The organism is Pseudomonas protegens (genome assembly GCF_013407925.2).
GTDB classification, from domain to species: Bacteria; Pseudomonadota; Gammaproteobacteria; order Pseudomonadales; family Pseudomonadaceae; genus Aquipseudomonas; species Aquipseudomonas fluorescens_AP.
This window is the reverse complement of sequence record NZ_CP060201.1, coordinates 5,320,569-5,340,603: the sequence shown is the minus strand read 5'-3', so window position 1 is coordinate 5,340,603 and position 20,035 is coordinate 5,320,569. Positions and strand designations below refer to the sequence as shown.

General features: G+C 63.8%; 19 protein-coding genes. 13 read left to right on the top strand and 6 right to left on the bottom strand.

Annotated elements, in window-relative coordinates:
• Nucleotides 1-169 precede the first annotated feature (169 nt).
• Nucleotides 170-718 carry an RNA polymerase factor sigma-70 gene (locus tag GGI48_RS24930; protein WP_016966439.1) on the top strand — a complete coding sequence of 183 codons (549 nt, stop codon included), beginning with the start codon at nucleotides 170-172 and terminating at the stop codon, nucleotides 716-718.
• A 7-nt stretch (nucleotides 719-725) separates the two neighbouring features.
• Here the strand turns inward: GGI48_RS24930 and GGI48_RS24925 are convergent, their stop codons facing one another.
• From GGI48_RS24925 to GGI48_RS24915, 3 genes are all read right to left on the bottom strand, one after another.
• Nucleotides 726-1,073 (bottom strand): hypothetical protein, encoded by a 348-nt coding sequence (locus tag GGI48_RS24925; RefSeq protein WP_179600452.1) that lies wholly within the window; start codon nucleotides 1,071-1,073, stop codon nucleotides 726-728.
• Between the two features lie 98 nt (nucleotides 1,074-1,171).
• The gene (locus GGI48_RS24920; protein ID WP_181957004.1) at nucleotides 1,172-1,936 is read right to left on the bottom strand and encodes a substrate-binding periplasmic protein; all 765 of its coding nucleotides are present in this window, start codon (nucleotides 1,934-1,936) and stop codon (nucleotides 1,172-1,174) included.
• Between the two features lie 114 nt (nucleotides 1,937-2,050).
• Nucleotides 2,051-2,686 (bottom strand): TetR/AcrR family transcriptional regulator, encoded by a 636-nt coding sequence (locus GGI48_RS24915; RefSeq protein WP_103739974.1) that lies wholly within the window; start codon nucleotides 2,684-2,686, stop codon nucleotides 2,051-2,053.
• Nucleotides 2,687-2,864: 178 nt separating this feature from the next.
• Here GGI48_RS24915 and GGI48_RS24910 point away from each other — a divergent pair, with 178 nt between their 5' ends.
• The 8 genes from GGI48_RS24910 (at nucleotide 2,865) to GGI48_RS24875 (ending at nucleotide 12,152) form a co-directional block, all read left to right on the top strand.
• Nucleotides 2,865-4,655 (top strand): acyclic terpene utilization AtuA family protein, encoded by a 1,791-nt coding sequence (locus tag GGI48_RS24910; protein ID WP_179600450.1) that lies wholly within the window; start codon nucleotides 2,865-2,867, stop codon nucleotides 4,653-4,655.
• A gap of 10 nt (nucleotides 4,656-4,665) precedes the next feature.
• Nucleotides 4,666-5,535: an SDR family oxidoreductase gene (locus GGI48_RS24905; RefSeq protein ID WP_179600448.1), complete on the top strand. Its 870-nt coding sequence runs from the start codon at nucleotides 4,666-4,668 to the stop codon at nucleotides 5,533-5,535.
• A 3-nt stretch (nucleotides 5,536-5,538) separates the two neighbouring features.
• On the top strand, nucleotides 5,539-7,155 hold the full coding sequence (atuC, locus tag GGI48_RS24900) for a geranyl-CoA carboxylase subunit beta (RefSeq protein ID WP_016966434.1): 1,617 nt from the start codon (nucleotides 5,539-5,541) through the stop codon (nucleotides 7,153-7,155).
• A gap of 41 nt (nucleotides 7,156-7,196) precedes the next feature.
• Nucleotides 7,197-8,354: a citronellyl-CoA dehydrogenase gene (atuD, locus tag GGI48_RS24895; RefSeq protein WP_179600446.1), complete on the top strand. Its 1,158-nt coding sequence runs from the start codon at nucleotides 7,197-7,199 to the stop codon at nucleotides 8,352-8,354.
• A complete protein-coding gene (locus tag GGI48_RS24890) occupies nucleotides 8,351-9,148 on the top strand; it encodes an enoyl-CoA hydratase/isomerase family protein (RefSeq protein ID WP_179600444.1) in 798 nt (265 codons plus the stop codon). The genes atuD and GGI48_RS24890 overlap by 4 nt, the downstream gene beginning before the upstream one ends.
• Nucleotides 9,149-9,205: 57 nt before the next feature.
• The gene (locus GGI48_RS24885) at nucleotides 9,206-11,191 is read left to right on the top strand and encodes an acetyl/propionyl/methylcrotonyl-CoA carboxylase subunit alpha (protein ID WP_179600442.1); all 1,986 of its coding nucleotides are present in this window, start codon (nucleotides 9,206-9,208) and stop codon (nucleotides 11,189-11,191) included.
• A gap of 62 nt (nucleotides 11,192-11,253) precedes the next feature.
• Nucleotides 11,254-11,793, top strand: a complete 540-nt coding sequence (locus GGI48_RS24880; protein WP_047305507.1) for an exonuclease domain-containing protein — start codon at nucleotides 11,254-11,256, stop codon at nucleotides 11,791-11,793.
• A gap of 74 nt (nucleotides 11,794-11,867) precedes the next feature.
• The gene (locus tag GGI48_RS24875; RefSeq protein WP_011062476.1) at nucleotides 11,868-12,152 is read left to right on the top strand and encodes a pyrimidine/purine nucleoside phosphorylase; all 285 of its coding nucleotides are present in this window, start codon (nucleotides 11,868-11,870) and stop codon (nucleotides 12,150-12,152) included.
• 82 nt (nucleotides 12,153-12,234) lie between these two features.
• On the opposite strand, the gene GGI48_RS24870 is transcribed toward GGI48_RS24875, so the two are convergent.
• Both GGI48_RS24870 and GGI48_RS24865 read right to left on the bottom strand, forming a co-directional pair.
• A complete protein-coding gene (locus GGI48_RS24870; RefSeq protein ID WP_179600440.1) occupies nucleotides 12,235-13,038 on the bottom strand; it encodes an MOSC domain-containing protein in 804 nt (267 codons plus the stop codon).
• Between the two features lie 94 nt (nucleotides 13,039-13,132).
• On the bottom strand, nucleotides 13,133-14,068 hold the full coding sequence (locus GGI48_RS24865) for a chemotaxis protein CheV (protein WP_016964720.1): 936 nt from the start codon (nucleotides 14,066-14,068) through the stop codon (nucleotides 13,133-13,135).
• A 564-nt stretch (nucleotides 14,069-14,632) separates the two neighbouring features.
• Here GGI48_RS24865 and GGI48_RS24860 point away from each other — a divergent pair.
• From GGI48_RS24860 to GGI48_RS24850, 3 genes are all read left to right on the top strand, one after another.
• Nucleotides 14,633-15,070: a hypothetical protein gene (locus tag GGI48_RS24860; RefSeq protein WP_016964719.1), complete on the top strand. Its 438-nt coding sequence runs from the start codon at nucleotides 14,633-14,635 to the stop codon at nucleotides 15,068-15,070.
• A gap of 536 nt (nucleotides 15,071-15,606) precedes the next feature.
• Nucleotides 15,607-16,500, top strand: coding sequence for a sensor histidine kinase (locus tag GGI48_RS24855; RefSeq protein ID WP_047305509.1), 894 nt, complete (start codon nucleotides 15,607-15,609; stop codon nucleotides 16,498-16,500).
• Complete coding sequence (locus GGI48_RS24850) at nucleotides 16,497-17,156, top strand: response regulator transcription factor (RefSeq protein WP_016964718.1); 660 nt, start codon at nucleotides 16,497-16,499, stop codon at nucleotides 17,154-17,156. The genes GGI48_RS24855 and GGI48_RS24850 overlap by 4 nt, the downstream gene beginning before the upstream one ends.
• Here GGI48_RS24850 and yegS read toward each other — a convergent pair.
• Entirely contained in the window at nucleotides 17,140-18,057 is a 918-nt protein-coding gene (yegS, locus tag GGI48_RS24845) for a lipid kinase YegS (protein WP_179600438.1), read from the bottom strand. The genes GGI48_RS24850 and yegS overlap by 17 nt on opposite strands.
• A gap of 336 nt (nucleotides 18,058-18,393) precedes the next feature.
• Between yegS and GGI48_RS24840 the strand changes: the two genes are divergently transcribed.
• A complete protein-coding gene (locus GGI48_RS24840; RefSeq protein WP_179600436.1) occupies nucleotides 18,394-19,851 on the top strand; it encodes a mannose-1-phosphate guanylyltransferase/mannose-6-phosphate isomerase in 1,458 nt (485 codons plus the stop codon).
• The last annotated feature ends 184 nt before the right edge of the window (nucleotides 19,852-20,035 follow it).

The following is a 20,035-nucleotide window of genomic DNA, read 5'->3' as shown; positions in this document are numbered from 1 at the left end:
CGCTCCGCCCCCTGAACGAGCCGCTGTTCTCAATCTGCACCGCTAGAGAGCATTAGTTCTTTTTCTCAATTGACAATCATTATCATTCATCCTAATTTGTCGCTCGATGTGTAGGACGGGTCAGATTTTTCTGGCGTCCCACTTACCTCTTTGCAACAAGGTGATTTCCATGACGGAACCAGTATCCACAAGCAGGTGCGATTCACCGTTACTCCAGGCTTTTGTCGACAACCGTCTGATCCTGGTGAAGATCGCAGCCCGGATTACCGGCTGCCGGTCCCGGGCTGAAGACGTGGTCCAGGACGCCTTTTTCCGCCTGCAGTCGGCCCCGCAAATCACCTCCTCGTTCAAGGCCCAGCTCAGCTACCTGTTCCAGATCGTGCGCAATCTGGCCATCGACCATTACCGCAAGCAGGCACTGGAGCTGAAGTATTCAGGCACTGAAGAAGAAGGCTTGAACGTGGTGATTCATGGCGCTTCGCCCGAAACCTCGCACATGAACTTTTCCACCCTGGAACACATTGCCGATGCCCTGACCGAGCTGCCCAGTCGCACCCGCTATGCCTTCGAGATGTATCGCCTGCACGGCGTGCCGCAAAAGGACATCGCCAAGGAACTGGGGGTCTCGCCGACCCTGGTCAATTTCATGATTCGCGATGCCCTGGTGCATTGCCGCAAAGTCTCGGGCAATCGCCCCGACACCTTCGCCAGGCGCTGAGCGCCGCTCATCCTTCCAGCAGGCCACTGCGCCCCAGCACCAGCAACGCGGCACGTTTGTGCACAAGATCGAAGTCCTGCCGGCAGTACCGACAACGGTTTTGCCCGGCACAGGCATCGACGTGGGCGAACGCCGGTGGCGGCGTGCCCGGCGGGTCCAGGTACAGCGCGTGCACCTGGGCCGACAGCCAGAACGCCAGTTGATCCTGCCGTTCGGCCTGGGCCCCCAGTGCCATGGACTCCTGGCCCCGGCCCGGCCATGCCGGGAACAACCGGCACCGGGCGCCGACCTCATCGATGCCCGGCAGCGCAGCCGCCGACAGGGCCTGGACACTCAGCGGACTTACAAGGGACATGGCAGGCCTCAGCGTCAAAGGGCATTCAAGCAAGTGACGTGGACCGGCGGGAGAAATTTAGCCGCGCCCTTGAGGGAGCCCGGGCAGCCCCCAGGGGTTCAGGCGTGGGGCACGGGCATCACGACGATGCGGTAGGGATCGAAGATTTTGCGCAACTGGCCGTTGGCCCGCAGTGTTTGCAGCAGCCCGGCAAAGTCTTCGGCGCTGATCGGCGCCTGGGGCCGGATCAGGCTGTAGTGGTGGTAGACCTGATCGATGCGCTGGGACACCAGCAACTGGTCATTGTTCTCGGCATTGCGGACCAGAAAGTCGCTGAGGTAGGAGCGGGTCACCAGGGCAATGTCCGCCCTACCCCGCAGGACCATCAGCAGGTTGCTGTCGTGGGAATAGGTGAGCGTGGCGTTGTAGGCGTCGGCCAGGTACTTGGGGTCGGCGTTGAACTGGGCAAAGGCGTAGTGATAGCCGCTGAACAGCGCCAGGCGCTTGCCCTTGAGGTCGGCGAAATATTCCTGGCCGCGGCCGGGCTGGCGCTGGGCGACGAAGATCTCCGCATCCTCCAGGCCCATGTCGACACTGGTGTGGTCAATGTCCTTCCAGCCCCAGGCCGGGTTCTCGAAGATCGCCAGGTCGACCCGGCCTTGTTCGAAATCGCGAAAACGCCGGGGAATCGAGGTCGGCACCAGGACGAACTGGTACTTGTTCTGGGACTGGTTCAGGGCCTCCACCAACTGCGGCAGCAAGCCGGTGTCGGCACCGGTTTCAGGACGGACGGTGTAGGGCGGGAAATGTGCCGCCGCGACCCGTACCAGTTGCGCCGAGAAGACCGGACAGACCCAAAGGGTTACCAGCGCCAGCAAAAGCATTCGCAAGGCTGATCGCAACGACAAGGAGATCAAGGCAACCCACCTCGGACAATAGAAAAAGAATGCTCTAAAGCTAGGCGCTTTAAGGCTCGTCGACAATGTTGCACTGCAGATTCAATCGGCGTGCGAATGATCCTTGAGCACCAGCAGCAGAGCCTCCTCGGCCAACTGCTCCAGGGTCATGCTGCCCTGGGCCCGAAACCAGGTGGTAGTCCAGGACAAGGCGCCGGTGAGAAAGCGCCGGGTGATGAACACATCGCCCTTGATAAACCCGGCGGCCTTGGCCTCCCCCAGCACCTGGAGCCAGATCTGTTCATAGATGTCGCGCAGGGCCAGCACCGCGGCTTGGCCTTCTGCGGACAGTGAACGCCATTCATAGACCAGCACCGCCATGGCTTCGCCACTGCCGCCCATGATCGATTGCAGTTCGCAGCGGATCAGCGCCAGCACCCGCTCGCGCACGCTGCCGGCCTCGGCCAGCTCGGCGCGCATCAGGGCGGTGTTGTAGTGGATGGTTTCCTGCATCACCGCCCGCAGGATGTCGTCCTTGCTCTTGAAGTGGTGAAAGATGCTGCCGGACTGGATGCCCACCGCGCTGGCCAGATCGCGCACCGTGGTGCGTTCGTAGCCCTTGTTGCGAAACAGATGGGCGGCGGTCTGCAACAGTTTGCCCCGGGCACTGTCGGGATCGGTCACTTGCCCGCTGGCAATCAGCTCGCGTACCACCTGCAAGGCTTTTTGCTCGTCCACCGGTGTTCTCCTAGCGTCACTTCATCAAGAGCCCAGCCTGAAAGCGGCTGTAGCGCGCGCAATTTAAGCTCCCCGGGATCACCAAGCAAGCGCTTGGGCAGAAGATTCCATCGGCCCATTTACAAACCAAGCGCTTGCTTGGTAGCCTCCTCGCAGTTCTTTTTTCGAGAGCCCTGCCATGACCAAGACCGTAAGAATCGGCTGCGCCAGCGCCTTCTGGGGCGACACCAGCAGCGCCGCCGCGCAACTGGTGCAAGGCGGACGCCTGGATTACCTGGTGTTCGATTACCTGGCGGAGATCACCCTGTCGATCATGGCCGGGGCACGCCTGAAGGACCCGAACGCCGGTTACGCCACGGATTTTGTCGAGGTGCTCACTCCCTTGCTGGGCTCGATCCATGCGCAGAAGATCCGCGTCATCAGCAATGCCGGCGGGGTCAATCCCCAAGCCTGCGCCAATGCCCTGCGCGCCGCCTGCGAGCAGGCCGGGGTGCCGCTGAAGATCGCCGTGCTGCTGGGGGATGACCTGCAACCACAATTCAAGCAACTGGCCGGCGCCGGCATCCAGGAAATGTTCAGCGGCGCGCCCCTGCCGCCGATGTGCGTCTCCATCAATGCCTACCTTGGCGCCCCGGGCATCGTCGAAGCCCTGGGCCTGGGGGCCGATATCGTGATCACCGGACGCGGCGTCGACAGCGCGGTGGTCAGCGCCGCCCTGGTCCACGAGTTCAAGTGGTCCTGGCAGGACTACCACCGCCTGGCCCAGGCCGCCCTGGCCGGGCACATCATCGAATGCGGCGCCCAGTGCACCGGCGGCAACTTCACCGATTGGCACGAGGTGCCGGACTACGAGCACATCGGCTTTCCCATCGTCGAAGTCGACGCCGACGGCCAGTTCGTGGTCAGCAAGGCGCCAGGCAGCGGCGGGCTGATCAGCCCGCTGACGGTTGGCGAACAACTGTTGTACGAAATCGGCAATCCACAGGCTTACCTGCTTCCGGATGTGGTGTGCGATTTCTCCGAGGTGCAACTGCACCAGCAGGCGCCGAACGAGGTCAGGGTCCAGGGCGCCAAGGGCCTGCCCCCCAGCCATCAGTACAAGGTCAGCGCCACCTACCCCGACGGCTTCCGCTGCACCGCCAGTTGCCTGATGGCCGGGATCGATGCGGTGGCCAAGGCGCGCCGGGTCAGCCGGGCGATCATCGACAAGACCCGCGAGATGTTCGCCCAGCGTGGCTGGCCGGACTACAGCGAAGTCAATATCGAGCTGCTGGGCAGCGAAGCCACCTACGGTCCCCACGGCCGCCGCCAGGACAGCCGCGAAGTGGTGATCAAGCTGGCGGTGCGCCATCCGCACAAGGCGGCGCTGGTGCTGTTCTCCCGGGAAATCGCCCAGGCCGCCACCGGCATGGCTCCGGGGCTGACCGGAATTGTCGGCGGGCGGCCCACGGTCTATCCGGTCATCCGCCTGTTCTCGTTCCTGCTGGACAAGGACGCCTGCCAACTGCACGTCGACTTTGCCGGCCAGCGTCATCCCTGCGCCCTGCCCGAAGTGGACCGCCTGGACGCCAGCGCCCTGCCCGCCGCGCATTCACTGCCCAAGCCCCAAGGCCGCCCCGATGCCAGCGTGCCCCTGATCAAGCTGGCGGTGGCGCGCTCCGGCGACAAGGGCAACCACAGCAACATCGGCGTGCTAGCGCGTCATCCCGACTACCTGCCGTGGATCGCCGAAGCCCTGACTCCGGAGGTGCTGGCGGACTGGATGGGCCACGTGCTGGACCCGGTTCACGGCCGCGTGCAGCGCTGGTACCTGCCGGGCACTCACAGCCTCAACTTCCTGCTGGAAAACGCCCTGGGCGGCGGCGGTGTCGCCAGCCTGCGCATCGACCCACAAGGCAAGGCCTTCGCCCAGCAATTGCTGGAGATCCAGATCCCGGTGCCGCAGCGCATCGCCGACGCCGTCAATTAAAGGAGTGGCCGTGGTGTACGACTCGATTTTCAAAGACCGATTGTTTGCCGGCCAGACCGTCATCGTCACCGGCGGCGGCAGTGGCATCGGCCGCTGCACCGCCCACGAACTGGCGGCCCTCGGCGCCCGGGTGCTGCTGGTGGGGCGCAAGGCGGAAAAACTGCAGAAGGTCGCAGGCGAGATTGCCGAAGACGGCGGCCTGGCCCACTGGCAGGCCTGCGACATTCGCGACGAGGACGCGGTCAAGGCCCTGGTGGCGCAGTTGATCGAGGGCTTTGGGCCGATCCACGGCCTGGTGAACAATGCCGGCGGCCAGTACCCGGCGCCGCTGGCCTCGATCAACCAGAAAGGCTTCGAAACCGTGCTGCGCACCAACCTGGTGGGCGGTTTCCTCATGGCCCGGGAAGTGTTCAACCAGTCCATGAGTCGCCACGGCGGGAGCATCGTCAACATGCTCGCCGACATGTGGGGCGGCATGCCCGGCATGGGCCACTCCGGCGCGGCGCGCTCGGGGATGGACAACTTCACCAAGACCGCCGCCTACGAATGGGGCCATGCCGGAGTCCGGGTCAACGCCGTGGCGCCGGGCTGGATCGCCTCCAGCGGCATGGACACGTATGAAGGCGCGTTCAAGGCAATCATTCCCACCCTGCGCGAGCACGTACCGCTCAAGCGCATTGGCACGGAATCGGAAGTCAGCGCGGCCATTGTCTTTCTGCTCAGCCCCGGCGCGGCCTTTATCAGCGGCAGCACCCTGCGCATCGATGGCGCAGCCAGCCTCGGCAGCCGGGCCTGGCCGTTGAGCAAGGCGCGCAACAGTGAGTCGTACAACGGTTTTCACCGGGCCTACCTGCCCGATGTGCTCAAGGGCGAGGAATAAGTCATGCCGGTGATCCAGTCCCAGCTCGACCCCCACAGCCCGTCGTTCGCCGAGAACCGCGACGCGATGCTGGCGGGCCTGCAACAGGTGCAGCAATTGCAGCAAGACCTGCTGAACAAGGCGGCCGAGGCCAAGGCCAAGTTCGACCAGCGCGGCCAGTTGCTGCCCCGGGAGCGCCTCAACCTGCTGCTGGACCCCGGCGCGCCTTTTCTCGAACTGGCCAGCCTGGCCGGCTACAAGCTGCACGACGACAAGGACGGCAGCCAGGCCGGCGGCGGGCTGATCGCCGGCATCGGTTATGTGTGCGGGGTGCGCATGCTGGTGGTGGCCAACAACAGCGCGATCAAGGGCGGGACCATCTCCCCCAGCGGCCTGAAGAAGTCCCTGCGCCTGCAACAGATCGCCATGGAGAACAAGCTGCCGGTGGTGACCCTGGCGGAAAGCGGTGGCGCCAACCTCAACTACGCCGCGGAAATCTTCGTCGAGGGCGCGCGCAGTTTCGCCAATCAGGCACGGATGTCGGCCATGGGCCTGCCGCAGATCACCGTGGTCCACGGCTCGGCCACCGCCGGTGGCGCCTATCAGCCCGGGCTCTCGGATTACGTGGTGGTGGTGCGCGGCAAGGCCAAGCTGTTTCTCGCCGGGCCGCCGCTGCTCAAGGCCGCTACCGGTGAAGTGGCCACCGACGAACAACTGGGCGGCGCCGAGATGCACGCCCAGGTTGCCGGTACTGCCGAGTACCTGGCGCAGAACGATGCCGACGGCATCCGCATCGTCCGCGAGATCGTCAGCCTGCTGCCGTGGAATGCCCAATTGCCGGTGCAGCCGGCGCGGACCTGGAACGAACCGCTGTACCCCATCGACGAGTTGCTGGGGCTGATTCCCTTTGACCCGAAAAAGCCCTACGACGCCCGGGAAATCGTCGCGCGCCTGGCCGACGGTTCGCAGTTCCTGGAGTTCAAGGGCGAGTTCGACGCCCAGACCCTGTGCGGCCATTTGCAGATCCAGGGCCGGGCCTGCGGCTTTATCGGCAACAACGGCCCGATCACGCCCCAGGGTGCGAGCAAGGCCGCGCAGTTCATCCAGCTATGCGACCAGAGCCGTACGCCGCTGCTGTTCTTCCACAACACCACCGGGTTCATGGTGGGCACCGAATCCGAGCAGCAAGGGGTGATCAAGCACGGGGCGAAGATGATCCAGGCGGTGGCCAATGCCCGGGTGCCGAAGCTGACCATCGTCGTCGGTGGTTCCTACGGCGCCGGCAACTATGCGATGTGCGGTCGCGGCCTGGACCCGCGCTTCATCTTCGCCTGGCCCAACAGCCGCACCGCGGTGATGGGCGGCGCCCAGGCCGGCAAGGTGCTGCGCATCGTCACCGAGGCCAAGCATGCGAAGAACGGCCAGGAAGCCGACCCGAAGATGCTCGACATGCTGGAGCAGGTCACCGCGCAGAAACTCGACAGCCAGTCCACGGCCTTGTACGGCAGCGCCAACCTGTGGGACGACGGGCTGATCGACCCCCGGGATACCCGCACCCTGCTGGGCTACCTGCTGGATATCTGCCATGAGGCCGACGCCCGCACCTTGCAGCCCAACAGTTTCGGCGTGGCGCGGTTTTAAAAGAGCCTTTCGCGGTCTGACCCCACTTGAAGGAGAACCCCATGATCTTCACCCAGGAACACGAAGAACTGCGGCGCACGGTGCGCCATTTTGTCGACCGCGAGATCAACCCCCATGTCGAGGAATGGGAGAAGGCCGGGCGCTTTCCCATCCACGAGATTTTCCGCAAGGCCGGCGAGCTGGGGCTGCTGGGCATCTCCAAACCGGAAAAATTCGGCGGCATGGGCCTGGACTACAGCTACTCGATCGTCGCCGCCGAGGAGTTCGGCACCATCCATTGCGGCGGCATTCCCATGTCCATCGGCGTGCAGACCGACATGTGCACCCCGGCCCTGGCACGCTTCGGCTCCGATGAGCTGCGCGAGCAATTCCTGCGCCCGGCCATCAGCGGCGAGCAGGTGGGCTGCATCGGCGTCTCCGAAGTCGGCGCCGGCTCCGATGTCGCCGGGCTCAAGACCCACGCGCGCAAGGACGGCGACGACTACGTGATCAATGGCAGCAAGATGTGGATCACCAACTCCCCCAGCGCCGACTTCATCTGCCTGTTGGCCAATACCTCGGACGACAAGCCGCACATCAACAAGTCGCTGATCATGGTGCCGATGAACACCCCGGGCATCAGCCTCAGTTCGCACCTGGACAAGCTCGGCATGCGCAGCTCGGAAACCGCCCAGGTGTTCTTCGACAATGTGCGGGTGCCCCAGCGCAACCGCATCGGCCATGAAGGCGCGGGCTTCATGATGCAGATGCTGCAGTTCCAGGAGGAACGGCTGTTCGGCGCGGCGAACATGCTCAAGGGCCTGGAGTACTGCGTCGACAGCACCATCGAGTACTGCAAGGAGCGCAAGACCTTCGGCAGCCCGTTGATCGACAACCAGGTGATCCACTTCCGCCTGGCCGAGCTGTCCACCGAGATCGAGTGCCTGCGGGCCCTGGTCTACCAGGCCACCGAGCAGTACGTGCGCGGCCAGGACGTGACCCGCCTGGCGTCCATGGCCAAGCTCAAGGCCGGGCGCCTGGGCCGCGAGGTCAGCGACAGTTGCCTGCAGTACTGGGGCGGCATGGGCTTCATGTGGGACAACCCGGTGGCCCGGGCCTATCGCGATGTGCGCCTGGTGTCCATTGGCGGCGGCGCCGACGAGATCATGCTGGGGATCATCTGCAAACTCATGGGCATCCTGCCGAGGAAAAAGAAATGAGCCCGCTGCCGACCTGCCAGACCCTGCTGCTGGAGCTGCACGACGGCGTGCTGTCCATCCGCCTCAACCGCCCCGAGAGCCGCAACGCCATGAGCCTGCAGATGGTTGCGGAACTGCGCACGGTGATGGCGGCGGTCCGTGACCGCAGGAACATCCGCGCCCTGGTCCTGCGTGGCGCTGGCGGCCACTTCTGCGCCGGCGGCGACCTCAAGGACATGGCCGGCGCCCGCGCCCACGGCAGCAGCGCCTACCGCGACTTGAACCGGGCCTTCGGCGCCCTGCTGGAAGAAGCGCAACAGGTGCCCCAGGTGCTGATCTGCCTGCTGCAAGGGGCGGTGCTGGGCGGCGGCTTCGGCCTGGCCTGTGTCAGCGACATCGCCATTGCCGAGCAATCGGCGCAGTTCGGCATGCCGGAAACCAGCCTCGGTCTGCTGCCGGCGCAAATCGCCCCGTTCGTGGTGCAGCGCATCGGCCTGACCCAGGCCCGGCGCCTGACCCTGACCGCCGCTCGCTTCGACGGTGCCGAGGCCCTGCGCCTGGGGCTGGTGCACTTTGTCGAGCCCGATGCCCAGGCCCTGCAGGAGCGCCTGGAGCAGCAACTGGCCCAGGTACTGCGCTGCGCTCCCGGGGCCAATGCGGCGACCAAGGCCCTGCTGCTGGCCAGTGTCGAACAGCCTCGGGGCCCATTGCTGGATCAGGCCGCCAGCGACTTCGCCAACGCGGTCATGGGCGAAGAAGGCGTCGAGGGCACCCTGGCCTTCGTGCAGAAGCGCCAACCGGCCTGGGCCAGCTGACACCGTGTAGAAGCCGGCTCGCCGGCCAACGCCCTCCACCGACTCCCGGGAGCCTGTATGCCCACCTTCAACAAGATCCTGATCGCCAATCGCGGCGAAATCGCCTGCCGCATCCAGCGCACCGCCCAGGCCCTGGGCTATCGCACCGTGGCCGTGTACAGCGACGCCGACGCCGAGGCCCTGCATGTGCACATGGCCGACGAAGCCCTGCACATCGGCCCGTCCCCGGTGCAGCAGTCCTACCTCAACGGCGAGGCGATCCTCGACGCTGCCCGTCGCAGCGGCGCCGATGCCATCCACCCGGGCTATGGCTTCCTCTCGGAGAACCACGAATTCGCCGCCGCCTGCGCCGCCGCCGGCATCACCTTCATCGGCCCCAGCGCCGCCGCCATTGAATTGATGGGCAGCAAGCGCCGCTCGAAAATCGCCATGCTCGAAGCCGGTGTGCCCTGCATCCTGGGCTATCAGGGCGAAGACCAGGATGATCCGACCCTGCAGCGTGAAGCCCAGCGCATCGGTTATCCGCTGATGATCAAGGCCAGCGCCGGCGGTGGCGGGCGCGGCATGCGCCTGGTGCAGCGGCAAGAAGACCTGCTGGAACAGATCCGCACCGCGCGCTCGGAAGCCCTGCACGCCTTCGGCAGCGACGAGCTGATTCTGGAACAGGCGCTGATCGAACCCCGGCACGTGGAAATGCAAGTGTTCGGCGACCACCACGGTCAGCTGATCTACCTGGGAGAGCGGGACTGCTCGATCCAGCGCCGCCATCAGAAGGTCATCGAGGAAGCGCCCTGCCCGGTGATGACCGAGGAACTGCGCCGGGCCATGGGCGAGGCGGCGCTCCAGGCCGGACGCGCGGTGAACTATGTCGGGGCCGGCACCGTGGAGTTTCTGCTGGATGCCCGCGGCCAGTTCTACTTTCTGGAAATGAACACCCGCTTGCAGGTCGAGCATCCGGTGACCGAACTGGTGACCGGCCTGGATCTGGTGGCCCTGCAACTGCTAGTGGCCGCCGGCGAGCCGCTGCCATTGAGCCAGGAGCAGGTGCAGCTCAAGGGGCACGCCATCGAGGTACGGCTGTACGCCGAAGACCCGGCGCAGCACTTCTTGCCGCAGACCGGCCAGATCCTGCGCTGGGAGCCGGCGCCAGGGCTGCGCACCGACCATGGTTTGCAGGAAGGCCAGTGGATCAGCCCGTTCTACGACCCGATGCTGGGCAAGCTGATCGCCCACGGCGCCACCCGCGAGGAAGCCCGGCGCAAGCTCCTGCGCGGGGTCGAAGACTGCGTACTGCTGGGGCTTGAGAGCAATCGCCGGCTGCTGGCCGCTCTGCTGCGGCACCCGGTATTTGCCAGCGGCCGGTTCAGCACTGCCTTTATCGCTGAACATTTTGCCGAGGATCCGAGCCTGCAACCTCAGGTGCCCGGCGACGAGGAACTGGCGATCGCCGCGGCACTGTTCTATCAGCACAGCGCCAGCCAGCACGGCGCGGCCCTTCGCGCCTGGCGCAATCAGGCCGGCGTGCCGCTGCACTATCGCCTGGGCCTGGGCGAGCGGCAGTGGTCGCTGCAACTGAGCGCTTCGGCAACCGGCCGGTTGCAGGTGCGGCAGGCGGATCGGCTGCACGAGGTGAAAATCTGCGCCGCCGATGGCCGCCGGGCCAGCCTGGAGGTCAATGGCATCCGGCGCCACTACGCCTACTGTCTGCAGGACGGCGAGCTGTGGCTGGGCAGCGCCAGTGGCGGCCTGCACCTGCAGGACCTGAGCCACGCGCCGGTACAGGGCCAGTCGAACGCCCACAGCGGCACCCTCAAGGCGCCCATGGACGGGGCCATCGTCGATGTGCAGGTCAGCGAAGGCATGCGCGTCAGCCAGGGCCAACTGCTGCTGGTGCTGGAGGCGATGAAAATGGAACACCCGCTCAAGGCCGGGATCGATGGGGTGATCACCCGACTGCAGGTCAACCTTGGGGATCAGGTCAAGAACCGGCAAATCCTGCTGGAGGTGCAATCGCTTGGCTGCGACCCGGAAATGGAGCACTAGGCGGATGCTGCAGCTTTGGCTACGCTCAAGCCTCATCAGGATGTTGAAGGCTGGAATTCGCGATGCCCCACTGGCTGGTAATAGATCTGGAAGCCACGACGGATGAAGGGGGCTGGCCGGTGAGCGAGATGGAAATCATCGAAATCGGCGCCACCCTGGTCAACCGCCAAGGCCGGGAACAAGACCACTTCCAGCGTTTCGTCCGCCCCTTGCGACGCCCTCGGCTGACGCCGTTCTGTCGCGAGCTGACCCATATCACCCAAGCCAACATCGACAGCGCCGCGCCCCTGAGCGAGGTCTGGAACCTGTTCGAGCGCTGGCTGGGCCAGCATCGGCCGCGCCTCGAGGGCTGGGCCAGCTGGGGCGATTACGACCGCAAGCAGTTGCAGCTGGAATGGCACAACCAGCAGTTGCACAGCCTGCTGAATGAAGTGCCGCACATGAACCTCAAGCAGCGCTTTGCCAAGGCCCGGCGCCTGGAACGCCCTCTGGGCCTGAATGCGGCCCTGCAACTGGCCGGCATGCAGTTCAACGGCCAACAGCATCGGGCCCTGGAAGATGCGCGCAATACCGCGCGCCTGTTGCCCTTGATTCTTCCTTGATGGCGGCAGGTGACGGCCCTTGAGGCCTTGTGCATACTGGCCAGCCTTTTTGACCCTTTCTTGAGGAATCGCCCATGTTTAAAGTCAACGAGTACTTCGACGGCACCGTCAAGTCGATTGCCTTCGGCACGGCCGAAGGCCCAGCCACCATTGGCGTCATGGCCCCGGGCGAATACGAATTCGGCACCGCACAGCGGGAAATCATGCACGTGGTGTCCGGCGCCCTGACCGTGCGCCTGCCCGACAGTGCCGATTGGGAAACCTTCCCTGCCGGCAGCCAGTTCAACGTCCCGGCCAACAGCAAGTTCCAGCTGAAAGTCGCGGTGGACACCGCTTATCTGTGCGAATACCGCGGCTGATCGACCCACTGCGGCTTTATCAGCGATAAAAAAATGCCCGTCTCCTCAAGAGACGGGCATTTTTCTTGGCGCCGGTCAAAGGTTATTCGAGCACCGTTACCGGCATCCCCACCTGCAGATGACCCGAGCCATCGTTGACCAGGTTCTGCCCGAACATCGCCCCGTCGGCCTGGGCCCGGTACTTCTGCAAGGTCGCCAGGGGTTCGCGGTCGGCGCTGCGTTCGCCGGTCTGGGGGTCGATGGTGGTCAGGATGCAGCGCGAGCACGGCTTGACCACGCGAAACTCGAGGTCGCCAATGCGGATGCGTCGCCACTGATCCTCGGCAAAGGCAGCGCTGCCCTCGATCACCAGATTGGGGCGAAAACGCAGCATTTCCAGCGGCCGCCCGACCCGGCTGGACAGATCGTCGAGGGACGCCTGGCCAATCAGCAGCAAGGGGAAGCCATCGGCAAATGCCACTTGATCATCGTCCTTGCCGTAGCCGGCGGCGGTGCTCCGCGCCCGCTCCGGTGGCACCTGCACCAGGCGGGTAGGCTTGCCGACGAACTCGCTGACCCAGGCCGCCGCCTCATCCCCGGCATCGGGCACCCGCAGGCTGTCCTGCCAGATGGTCACGCCACGCAGTGCCGCCGCGGCGTCCGGCAGGGGCACTTCAAGGCTGGCCAAGCCGGCGGCGCTAAGGGTCAGGCCGCCGTGGTCGTTGTACAAGGCCGAGAGTTGGCTCATGCGCGCCACCGCACGCTGGGTGAGGAAACGCCCACTGGCTTCGTCCACCAGCATCCAGCGGCGATCCCCTTCCAGCCCGAGCTTGTCCAGGCCGATCTGTTGCAGGGTTTCGCCCCGGGCGGATTTCAACGGGTATCGGTAAAGCGCGCTCAGACGCATGTCCAGCTCCCTGTGTGAGCAAAAAGGCTCACCCTATACCAGCGCTCGGAGCAAACAAAGGCACAGGGTGAGCGCTGTCGGCGCGAGCCCGGGTTCAGGCGCTGACTTCATCCAGCATCAGGCGCTGACGGACCACGTCCACCAGCTTGTCCGGCTGGAACTTGGAAAGGAAGTTGTCGCAACCGACCTTCTTGACCATGGATTCGTTGAAACTGCCGGACAAGGAGGTGTGCAGTACCACATACAGCCCACGCAGACGCGGGTCGTTGCGAATTTCGGTGGTCAGGCGGTAACCGTCCATTTCCGGCATTTCCGCATCGGTGAACACCATCAGCAGCTTGTCGGTCATGTCGACCCCGGTATCGGCCCAGGCCTTGAGCATGTTCAGCGCCTTGAGGCCGTCACTGGCGATATGCATCTTCACCCCGAGCTGGCCGAGGGTATCGCGCAGTTGGGAGAGGGCCACGTTGGAGTCGTCCACCAGCAGCACTTCACGACCGCGAGCACGCTCCAGCACCGGATCTTCGAGCTTGTCCCGGGAAACCTTGGCGTTGTAGGGGACGATTTCCGCCAGGACTTTCTCGACGTCGATGATCTCCACCAGTTGCTCGTCGACCTTGCTGATGGCGGTCAGGTAATGCTGGCGCCCGGCGCTGGTGGGCGGCGGCATGATGGCTTCCCAGTTCATGTTGACGATGCGGTCCACCCCGCCCACCAGGAACGCCTGCACCGAGCGGTTGTATTCGGTGACGATGATGGTGCTGTTGGGCCCCGGAACCAGCGGGCGCATGCCGATGGCCTGGGACAGGTCGATCACCGGCAGGGTCTGGCCCCGCAGGTTGACCACACCGCAGACAAACGGATGACGCTGGGGCATCAGGGTCAGCTTGGGCAGTTGCAGGACTTCCTGGACCTTGAAGACGTTGATGGCGAACAGCTGCCGACCGGCCAGGCGGAACATTAGGATTTCCAGGCGATTCTCGCCCACCAGCTGTGTGCGTTGATCTACCGTGTCGAGAATGCCGGCCATTAATGACTCCTGGGCTTGTTCTGATGAATTCACTTAAAGACAGATATCGGCGGCCTGCGCCGTATCTTGACCCACATGCAAATTGCCATATGAAAGCCATTGATGTCACATTAACATCATGCTTTACTGAGGCCGTCAATTCAGCGACACCAGTCTCCGACGGCGCGACCTTATTCACGGCGTGAAGTTCCCGCACCTAAGGGTTTCCCCTAGTAACAATCAGGACCATCCTGATATTCGCGATATCCAATAGCCATTAATGTGACGCCATTCTCATTGCATGAACGGAGTCAGGCTTTTGTTTGTGACCGCAGAAAGGTGGCCCAGCACCCTTTCAAGCCTAAACCCCCTTGCCCATCACGCCCCAGCGCCCATGCGCCGCATGGCTGTGGCCGGTATTTGGGCAGCGTTCGGAAACGATGAAAATCGTCTCTCGCGTGCGGCTGCAACCCGGGAAATAAAATCAGATTTATCCTATATACAATTTGAAAAAGCGCACCATACCTTAACCCCCTTCAGCCAGAGCCCTATCCCCTCATCGGACACGAAGTCATGGAGATAAGCATGCTAAAGGACAGCCACGAATGCGCCCCCCCCCTGCCTGAGTTCCTGCTCGAAGCCCAGGCCCTGCTGGCCAAATCGGAAGATTGCCTGAGCCATCTGCACCTGATCAGAAACGACGAAGAGGCGATCAACTGCCTGCTCGCCAGCCTGCAGTCCCTGGCCCAGGTCGCAGCGCGCCACGCCATCAGCCCACTGGCTGAATTCGCCTTGCATATCCACGGCGTGCTCAAACGCACCGCGCACCCAGTGGACCTCAACGACCCGATCCTCGATGCCTTGAGGAGCTGCCTGACCTTGATGGCCTGGCAACTGGAGCTGATCGATCCGCACAATGGCCAACTCAATCTGGATGACAGCGAACAGCTCATGCTGATTGGCGAACTGACCCAACAAGTGACACAGAACTGCACCTGCACCTACCCGTCCTGCAGCCATTGAAATCGCACTTGCACCGACCGATGGCCGATAAAGCCGCTATCAACGATCGCCAACACAGAACATCGATACAGCATAGGGCCCAAGGACAAGTAATGGGTCGTTATTGAATATTTCATACTCAAGAACGACAGCACCATTGCCAAAAAAACCAACTAGTGCAGGGTCCGGACTTATTGTTCCAGCCCATATTTGCCTACGCAAATTCAACGACAAGTTCTATTAGCGATTGACTCTCAAAGGCCCGCCGAGCAAATGGCACAAGCGTGCCTGGGCCCGCTATTCCTGACTTTCAAGACATATATACCTGCGTGTATAAACGCGACCAACGGTATGTTCGGTGGTATTATGCGGCGCATAAACGGACCCAGATAATGGCACTTTGATTCCAATGTCGACCGTCACTACGCGGCTTATGCAATACCAACACACTGCATTGATCGAAGCCGGAAATTCAAATAATACTGTTTCTCAAACAAGCCTTGTCATCCATACCTGACCGGGCACTTCGCAGCGAACATTCATTGGCTCCATCCGCTATGTACGCCAGCCTCAAGTCATTCTTCTCTTGGCCTCCCTCCCGTGATCACCTGCGCTGGTTCAGCCTGTTGCTGTGCTCCTGCTCAAGCCTGGGCAATGTGCTGATCTACAGCCTGGACAGGCCCGTGCCCATGACCCTGCTGGTGGTCAATGTCGCGGCGCTGGCCTGCATCTGGATGCAATACGGCTATTCGCGAAAGTCCATCCGGTTCCAGCCTCAGGAGCTCGCCGAGCGCCTGCTCAAGGTCAAGGAGAATGAGCGCCACCGCCTGAGCCGGGAACTGCACGACGACATCGGCCAACTGCTGACCGCAGCCAAGTTGCAGACCGACTGGCTCAAGCGCCGCCTGCCGGAAGATTTGCAGCCACCCTGCGCCGTGCTCGCCACCACCCTGGAAGAAACCCTGGCCAAGGTCCGCGACGTGTCCGCCATTCTCAACCCCCGGCAACTGACCAGCCTGGGCCTGGAAGCCAGCCTGCGCGCCCACCTGCTCAAGACCCTGGAAAACACCTCGGTGCACTGGAGCCTGGAATGCCGCCAGCACCTGACGGGAATTCCCGAGGAGATGGCGGTGGCGGCGTTTCGCATCACCCAGGAAGCCGTGACCAACATGCTGCGTCACGCCCGGGCCAAGAATCTGCTGGTGCGCCTGCAACGCTTGCCCGAAGGCCTCTCGCTATTCATCAGCGACGACGGTCAGGGGTTCGCCCCGGCCAGCGATCCAGGGGCCCAGGGTCAGCGCGGCATGGCCGGGATGCAAGAACGAATCAACCAGCTGGGCGGCCTGCTGAAAGTCACCAGCGAAGCCGGCCAAGGCACCCAGATCGAAGCACTCTTTCCCTGGGCCCCCCGCACTCTGGAGCGGGCCAGCACGAATAAGGTTTCCCATTGACCTGTAATTTACTCTTGGTGGATGACCACTCGCTCATCAGGGCAGGCGTGCGCGCCCTGGTCATGGACATTCCCGGATACGCGGTGATCGGCGAGGCCGACGACGGTGCGCACCTGCTGGAAATGGTCGAGGAACTGCGCCCGGACATCATCCTGCTGGACCTGTCGATGAAGCGCATCGGCGGCCTCGACGCCTTGCGCCGACTCAAGGCGCTGCACCCGCAAAGCAAGGTCCTGATCCTGTCGATGCACACCGACCCGGCCCTGATCATGCAGGCCCTGGAGTCCGGCGCCCACGGCTACCTGCTCAAGGACACCACCGCCACCGAGCTGGAACATGCCCTGGAGGCCCTGCGCAACAACGAGCGCTACCTGAGCCCGGCCATCGCCCACACAGTGATCACCCAGGCCCTGACCCGGGCCCAGAAACACACGCCGCAGCCGGTGGACAACCACAACCTGACCGCTCGCCAACTGGAAATCCTGCGGCTGATCGTGCGCGGCAAGTCCACCCGGGAGATCGCCCTGGGCCTGGGCCTGAGCATCAAGACCGTGGAAACCCACCGCTCGCAGATCATGAAACGCCTGCAGATCTTCGATGTCGCCGGCCTGGTGCTGTTCGCCGTGCGCGAACACATCATCAGCCTCGACGACTGACCGCAGGCCGACCGCCGAGCAACGGCGAGTCCACCGGCAAGTGCACCTGCAAGGCCGCCGGACGCGCGTGGAAGCGCAAGGTGTCGCCCTGCAGCGGCTCGCCATCAAGGTTGATGTCCAGCCCCCGCGAAGCCTTGATCTCGACCCAGGGCAGACGCGCACGAACAAACATGTTGTCGATCCCCAGGCCGCCGGCCAGCAGGTTCTTCAAGGTGCCCACCAGTTCCTGCGGGGCCGGCAGGATGCTGATATCCAGCAAACCGTCATCAGCCAGGGCGCCCGGACACAGTTCATGCCCGCCTCCTGCCTGCCGGCCATTGCCGATGCCCAGGGCCAGGAGTTCGCCGCGCCAGTGGAAATCCGGCCCCTGCAACTCGCCATAGGCCGCGCTCAGCTCGGCAAAACGCGACAGCCCGGTAAACAGATAAGCAGCACCGCCGAGGACTTTCTTCAGGTCTTCCGAAGTGTTGGCGGTCACCTGACTGCCGAAGCCGCCGGTGGCCATATTGAGAAAAATCTGCCCGCCCACCTCCCCCAGATCGACGGCCCGGGGAGCAACCTCCAGCAGTTCCAGGGCGGCGGCCGGCTCCAGCGGCACCCCGGCGGCCCGGGCAAAATCATTGGCCGTGCCCAGTGGCAGCAGCACCAGGCTGGCCGGGTTCGGGGCGTTGGCCAGGGCCTCGGCGATGTCGCGCAAAGTGCCATCACCGCCGCCGGCAATCAGCCGCGTGTGGCCGGCGGCCAGCCCTTCATCCACCAGGCGCCGGGCATCCCCCGCCTCCCAGGTCAGCCGCACCGACAAGTCCCAGCCTTCGGCCCGCTTGGCCTCGACCGCCGCGCGGACCTCGTCGTTGAGGGCCTGTTTGCCGTGCAGTATCAACAGTGCCTTGCGCTCACTCATCAGCCATGACTCCGGTTATTGAATCCTTGAAGGATGTTGACCGCGGGCAAGGCGAAAAAAGTCTGTCCCATCGGATCATTTTTACCGGCCACAGATCTGTCCGGGCTGCCCGCCCCTGATCAGGATAAGCCAGGTGCCGCACCTTGACCGGCTCCAGCCGCCTTCCCCTGGCCTGGCGCAAACCCATGGCTGACCGGCCTCAACCGACAGCCTGGAACAATCGCACTCCATATCGAATTCGATCCGCGCCACAGCGAAAACTGATCAATCCGCTTTGATCCACGCAGCCGGTGATGCACCATTGCGCCCCTGATCATGTCCCGCGAGACCTGCTTAATGAGCACGCTCATTCCCTGCATCATTGCTGGTGGCGCCGGCGCCCGCCTGTGGCCGGTATCCCGCGAGACCGTGCCCAAACCCTTCATGCGCCTACCCGACGGCGACAGCCTGCTGCAGAAGACCTTCGCCCGCGCTACGGCCCTCAAGGGCGTGGAGCGGCTGCTGACGGTGACCAACCGCGAGGTGTTCTTCCGCACCCTGGACGATTACCGCCCACTGAACCAAAGCCGGGTCGAGCTGGACTTCATCCTCGAACCCGTGGGTCGCAACACCGCGCCGGCCATCGCCGCTGCGGCGCTGCACATCAGCCAGCGCTACGGCGCTGACGCACAACTGCTGGTACTGCCCGCCGACCACCTGATCAAGGATGTCGCGGCGTTCGCCGCGGCGGTGGACCAAGCCCGGCCACTGGCCGCACAAGGCTGGCTGGTAACCTTCGGCCTGATGCCCAGCCACGCGGAAACCGGCTTCGGCTATATCGAGAAAGGTCAGGCCCTGAACGACCACAGCTTCCAGGTCAGGCGCTTTGTCGAGAAACCCGATGCCGCCACCGCCCAGGGCTATGTCGATGGCGGCCTGCACCTGTGGAATGGCGGAATGTTCTGCATGCGCGCCGACGTGATGCTTCAGGAACTGCGAGAGTTCGCGCCGCAGGTGCTCAGCGCCGTCGAGCACTGCCTGGAGCGCAGCTACCGCAAGGAAGGCCCGCACGAGTTGCAAGTGGAGCTGGAGAGCGACAGCTTCGCCCAAGCGCCGGACATCTCCATCGACTACGCGGTGATGGAACGCTCGAAGAAAGTCGCCGTAGTGCCCTGCCAGCTGGGCTGGAGCGACATCGGCTCCTGGCAGGCGGTGCGCGAGCTGATCCCGGCGGACGAACAGGGCAACCAGTGCACCGGCGAAACCGTGCTGCACGAGGTCAGCAATTGCTACATCGATTCGCGCCAGCGTCTGGTGGCTGCAATCGGCCTGGACAACCTGATCATCGTCGACACCCCGGACGCCCTGCTGATCGCCGATGGCAAGCGCAGCCAGGACGTCAAACTGATCGCCCAGCAGCTCAAGCGCCAGGGTCACGATGCCTACCGGCTGCACCGCACCGTGAACCGTCCCTGGGGCGCCTACACCGTGCTCGAGGAAGGGCCGCGCTTCAAGATCAAGCGCATCGAGGTCAAGCCCGGCGCCTCGCTGTCCCTGCAGCTGCATCACCACCGCAGCGAGCACTGGATCGTGGTCAGCGGCATGGCCCGGGTGACCAACGGAGAAGACGAACTCCTGCTCGACACCAATGAGTCGACCTTTATCAAACCCGGGCGCCCACACCGGTTATGCAATCCCGGGGTCATCGACCTGGTCATGATTGAAGTGCAGAGCGGCGAATACCTGGGCGAAGACGACATCGTGCGCTTCAACGACCTGTATGGCCGGGCCCCGATCCCCCCCGACACTCGCTAAAACAGCGTCGATTCCATGAGTCTGGCGCAACAGGAAGAGGCAGCCCGGAGCCCCTGAAAAAAGGTGCAGGACCTAAAGTAAATTTTCTGACTGCAGAATGAGAATTGCCTGAATTGACCCTGTCGAGCCAATCAGTGACTGTGCATGCTAGGCGCTGACGCCTCATACAAGGAAGTGAATCGTC